The 4,384-nt window shown below is 67.8% G+C and carries 5 protein-coding genes; 2 read left to right on the top strand and 3 right to left on the bottom strand.

Features of this window, described 5'->3' with window-relative positions:
- The coding region (gene folK / locus RR928_RS11075) for a 2-amino-4-hydroxy-6-hydroxymethyldihydropteridine diphosphokinase (protein WP_332682521.1) at positions 1–237 on the top strand (237 nt) is incomplete at its 5' end.
- Between the two features lie 146 nt (positions 238–383).
- On the opposite strand, the gene RR928_RS11070 is transcribed toward folK, so the two are convergent.
- Together RR928_RS11070 and RR928_RS11065 are read right to left on the bottom strand one after the other, a co-directional pair.
- Positions 384–1,352, bottom strand: coding sequence for a Bug family tripartite tricarboxylate transporter substrate binding protein (locus RR928_RS11070; RefSeq protein WP_332535608.1), 969 nt, complete (start codon positions 1,350–1,352; stop codon positions 384–386).
- Positions 1,353–1,514: 162 nt separating this feature from the next.
- On the bottom strand, positions 1,515–2,573 hold the full coding sequence (locus tag RR928_RS11065) for a CDP-6-deoxy-delta-3,4-glucoseen reductase (protein ID WP_332549367.1): 1,059 nt from the start codon (positions 2,571–2,573) through the stop codon (positions 1,515–1,517).
- A 62-nt stretch (positions 2,574–2,635) separates the two neighbouring features.
- On the opposite strand from RR928_RS11065, the gene RR928_RS11060 reads away from it, so the two are divergent.
- Positions 2,636–3,574 (top strand): SDR family oxidoreductase, encoded by a 939-nt coding sequence (locus RR928_RS11060; RefSeq protein WP_332535610.1) that lies wholly within the window; start codon positions 2,636–2,638, stop codon positions 3,572–3,574.
- On the opposite strand, the gene RR928_RS11055 is transcribed toward RR928_RS11060, so the two are convergent.
- Complete coding sequence (locus RR928_RS11055) at positions 3,571–4,215, bottom strand: DUF4124 domain-containing protein (RefSeq protein WP_332535611.1); 645 nt, start codon at positions 4,213–4,215, stop codon at positions 3,571–3,573. The genes RR928_RS11060 and RR928_RS11055 overlap by 4 nt on opposite strands.
- Positions 4,216–4,384: the final 169 nt, after the last annotated feature.

Here is a 4,384-nt window from a genome sequence, read left to right as displayed (position 1 = left end):
TATCGCAATGCGCCGCGCACGCTGGATCTCGATCTGCTGCTCTATGGCGAGCAGCAACAGGCTTGCGCGCGCCTGACCTTGCCGCATCCGCGCATGGGCGAGCGTGCGTTTGTACTGCTGCCGCTGGCGGAAATTGCGCCTGAACTCGTCACGGACGCGCAGCGCAAGGCCGTCGAGGATCAGCGGATTGAGCGAATCCAAGGGCCTGAATGGGTAGGGCTGTTGAACGGTTTTTGAGTGCGGGCCGGGCCCACCACGAACGGTGGTGCCCGTTCGCACTGAGCCTGCAGCGGCGACCCGGCTGGCCTCCAATGGCAAATCACTGACTTCCATAAAAAAACCCGCCACAGTCGCCTGCAGCGGGTTTTTTTGTCGGTCCGAGATCAGTCGACCTTGGCGCCCGAAGCCTTGACGACCTGCTGGTACTTCTTGCGTTCCGCGGCCATGAACTGGTCGAAGGCCGCTGGGCTCGAAGCCACGGGCTCGGCCATCAGCAGTTCAAAGCGCGTCTTGGTTTCCGGCGCCTTGAGCGCATCGGTGAACGCCTTGTTGAGCTTGTCGAGCACGGCCTGGGGCGTGCCTGCGGGAGCCACCAGGCCCCACCAGGTGTCGATCGAAAAGCCGGGGAAGGTCTTGGACAGCGCGGGCACGCCGGGCAGCAGCGACGTGGGTGCGAGCGAAGTCACGGCCAGGGCCTTGAGCTTGCCCGAGCGGATGTTGGGCGCGGCCGCGGCCAGGTTGTCGATGTTGAAGTCGACTTCACCCGACAGCAGCGCGAGCTGGGCGGGGTTGGCGCCGCGGTAGGGCACGTGCAGCGCGAAGATGCCGGCCTTTTGCTTGAGCATTTCACCGGCCAGGTGGCCGGCGCTGCCGTTGCCGCCGCTGCCGTAGTTGAGCTTGCCGGGATGGCTCTTGGCGTAGGCCAGCAAATCGGCAATGGAGGCAATCTTGTTGCGTTCGGCGAAGTCGGCGTTGACCACCAGCACGTTGGGCACGCGCACCATCTGCGTGATGCCCGCGAAGTCCTTGCCGGCGTCATAGGGCATGCGCGAATAGAGCCAGGGGTTCACGGCGTGGGTCGCGGTGGCGGCCAGGCCTATCGTCAGGCCATCGGGCGAAGCCTTGGCGATCGCGTCGGCACCGATGTTGCCGCCGGCGCCGGCCTTGTTTTCAATGATCACCACGCCCAGCGTATCGCGCACGCGTTCGGCGAGCGCGCGCGACGTGATGTCGAGCGGTCCGCCCGGTGCATAAGGCACGATCAGGCGGATGGGTTCTTGGGCTTGGGCGAGGGGGGCTGCCAGGGCCGCGGTGGCGGCGAGGAGCGAGAGGAGACTGTTACGGCGATTCATTGCCTATCCATTCTTGCAAAAAAACTGCATGCCGTCGTCAGTGCAAACCAGGCAATGCAGTTTTGCTGCGTGAAATAGGCAATTTCGGGCCGCTTTCACGGCCCAAGCGTGGCTTGGCTCAGGGTTTGTGCGCGCGGCCGCCGAGGCGCGGCCGGCGGGGCATCAGGCAGGCCCGTGCTTGTCGGCTTCCGAAGTGAAAGCGTCCGCAAAGAACTCGTCCTCGGGCAGGCCGCCCTGGCGCGTATAGGCGCTGCGTGCCGAGTCGACGACGATGGGCGCGCCGCAGGCATAGACCTGGTGGCCGCTGAGATCGGCAAAGTCATCGAGCACGGCCTGGTGCACATAGCCGGTGCGGCCGGTCCAGGCGTCTTCGGGCTGGGCATCGGAGACCACGGGAACGTAGGTCAGGAATGGCAGGTCCGCGGCCTGGGCGCGAATCCAGCCGTCGAGGTACAGGTCCTGAGGTCGGCGTCCGCCCCAGTAGAGCGTGACCGGGCGCTTGAAGCCAAGGTGCTGCATGTGCAGTATCAGCGCCTTGATGGGCGCGAAGCCCGTTCCCGAAGCCAGCAGGATCACCGGCTTGTCGCTGTCCTCGTGCAGATGGAAGCTGCCGAACGGGCCTTCGATGCGCAGGATTTCCTTTTCCTTCATGGTTGCGAACACATGGTCGGTGAACAGGCCGCCGGGCATGTGGCGGATATGCAGTTCGATGCCCGGCGTGGTTTCCTGCAGGTGGGGCGGCGTGGCCATCGAATAGGCGCGGCGCGCGCCGTCGCGCATGATGAATTCCACATATTGGCCCGCGTGGTAGCGGAATTTCTCCATGGCCGGCAACTGCAGGCGTACCTGCATCACGTCGTGCGCCATTTTCTCCAGCGCCGCGACGCGCACCGGCATCTTCCTGACCGGGAAGGCGCTTTCATCCGTGACCTGGCGCGACTCGAGCACCACATCGCTTTGCGGCGTGGCGCAGCAAGTCAGCACATAGCCCGCGGCTTCGTCTTCTGGCGTCAAGGCCTTGGCCTGGTGGGGGCCGTGCACCACGCTGCCGCTGAGCTTCTTGCACTTGCACGAACCGCAGGCACCATCCTTGCAGCCATAGGGCATGCCCACGCCCGCGCGGATCGCGGCGGACAGAATGGTTTCATCCCCCTGGCTCGCAAAGGCGCGACCGCTGGGCTGCACGATGATCTGGTGGGTGGGGTTCGCAATCGGGGTCATGTTCTCGTTATCCTAGGAGCTTTTCTGGGCCGGGATGGCCGGCCCGCATAACAGGGTGAATTTTGCCTTCAAACCAAAACCCTCTTGGCGCGCGGCCGGCGCGCTTTCGCCGCCAGCGCCTGCTGATCATCGGCTGCGGCGATGTGGGCCAGCGCGTGGCCAAGGTCCAGCGCGGCGTGCGGCTGCTGGCGCTGACCTCGTCGGCCGAGCGCCGCGCCGAGTTGCGCGCGCTGGGCATCACGCCGCTGCTGGGCAATCTCGACGAGCCGCGCAGCCTGCGCCGCCTCGCGGGCCTGGGCACGCGCGTGCTGCATCTCGCGCCGCCGCCGGCCGCATCCGAGGAAACGCCGCGCTGGTGGCTGGACCCGCGCACCACGGCGCTGGTGCAGGCGCTGCGCCGGCGCGGCTGGCCGCAGTCCCTGGTTTACGCGTCCACCAGCGGCGTCTACGGTGACTGCGGCGGTGCCTGGGTCGATGAAAGCCGCCCACCCGCGGCGCATACCGGGCGCGCGATGCGCCGCGTCAATGCCGAGCGCACACTGCGTTTTGCCGGGCGCCAGGGCCTGCGCGCGAGCATTCTGCGCATTCCCGGCATCTATGCTCCCGACCGCGCAGGCGGCACGCCGCGCGCGCGCCTGCTGCGCGGCACACCCGTATTGCGCCGTGAAGACGATGTCTATACGAACCACATCCATGCCGATGATCTGGCGCGCGCCTGCCAGGCGGCGCTGTGGCGCGGCAGCGCGCAGCGCGTCTACAACGTCGCCGATGCAAGCGTCATGCACATGGGCGATTATTTCGACTTCGCTGCCGATCTCTATGGGCTCCCCCGGCCGCCGCGCGTCTCGCGCAGCCAGGCCCAGGGCGAGCTGCCATTGACTCTGCTGAGCTTCATGGGCGAATCGCGCCGGCTACGCACCATGCGCATGCAGCGCGAGCTGCGCATCGCGCTGCGCTATCCGACGGTGGCGCAGGGCCTGCAAGGCAAGCCCGTGCGTTAACGCGGATAAGTATTGCCGTTGCGGTCATAGCAGCGAAACACGTTGCAATGCGTGATCTGCGGGCGCGGCGGCTGCACCTGCGGCGGCAGCGGACGCGGCGGGCGCAGCGCGGGCACGACGATCACCGGGGCCGACGGCACAGTGGATTGGGCGCGCGACCGTTCAAGTTCGCCATAGGCTTTCGGGCCCAGGCAGTCGATCTCCATCTGCTGGCGCGCGGCGGCAAGCTGCTCGGCATACGCCGGCGAAGAGGAGCGGCCGGGGCGGTTGAGCAGGTCCTGCAGCAGCTGGCGTGAATCGGCGCAGCGCGCGCTTTCTGCGGGTGGCTGCGGCGTCGCGGGCGCAGCGGGTGCAGGAGCCAATGCCGCGGCCGCGGCTTCCTCGCGCAGACGCTGTTCCTTGCGCGCAATCGCCTGTGCGGCCTCTTCGCGCTCACGCGCCAGCGCTTCGGGGCTGCGCGCGGGCAGCACCAGCTCGGCCTGGCGGCCGCTGTCGCAGGCGCTATCGGTATAGGTGACGGCGCCGGTGCGCGCATCGGTGCAGCGCAGCACCTGGCCCTGGGCGGGTGCTGCGCAAAGCCACAGCGCGGCCAGCACCAGCCCCAAGGCATGGCGGTGGCGGGCAGGTAGGCGCCGCTTCATGGCCTGCCGCTCTCAGCTGCCGCGGTCGCCGCGCGGAACGCCGGGACGATCGCCGTCGCGCGGGCCGCGGCGATCCTCATCGCGCTCGCGCTGCGGGGGGCGCTGGTGCTGCTGCTGGGCACGCTGCTGCTCTGCCTGGGCGCGTTGCTGATCACGCTGGCGGTCGGCC

The organism is Comamonas sp. (assembly GCF_036666375.1).
GTDB lineage: Bacteria > Pseudomonadota > Gammaproteobacteria > Burkholderiales > Burkholderiaceae_C > Comamonas.
The sequence above is the reverse complement of the archived record's forward strand: the minus strand, read 5'-3'. Positions and strand labels throughout refer to the sequence as shown.